Consider the following 255-nt stretch of genomic DNA (forward strand, 5'->3'; position numbering starts at 1 on the left):
GGGCAGGTGTCACACCGTATACGTCATCTTGCGATTTTGCACAGTGCTGTGTTTTTAATAAACAGTCCCAGCCACCTGGTCACTGCGGCTCCAATCAGCTTAGAGAGCAAGTCTCATCACCAATCGGAGCGTACCTTCTCCCGAAGTTACGGTACGATTTTGCCTAGTTCCTTCACCCGAGTTCTCTCAAGCGCCTTAGTATTCTCTACCTGACCACCTGTGTCGGTTTGGGGTACGATTCGGTATAATCTGAAG

The 255-nt window shown here is 49.8% G+C and carries 1 rRNA gene; it reads right to left on the minus strand.

The features are described 5' to 3' along the window. Positions 1–255: ribosomal RNA gene (locus CWB75_RS18555) — 23S ribosomal RNA — on the minus strand; the annotation flags it as partial.

Origin of the sequence: Pseudoalteromonas sp. S1608 (genome assembly GCF_005887265.1) — a bacterium.
Lineage (GTDB): Bacteria > Pseudomonadota > Gammaproteobacteria > Enterobacterales > Alteromonadaceae > Pseudoalteromonas > Pseudoalteromonas undina.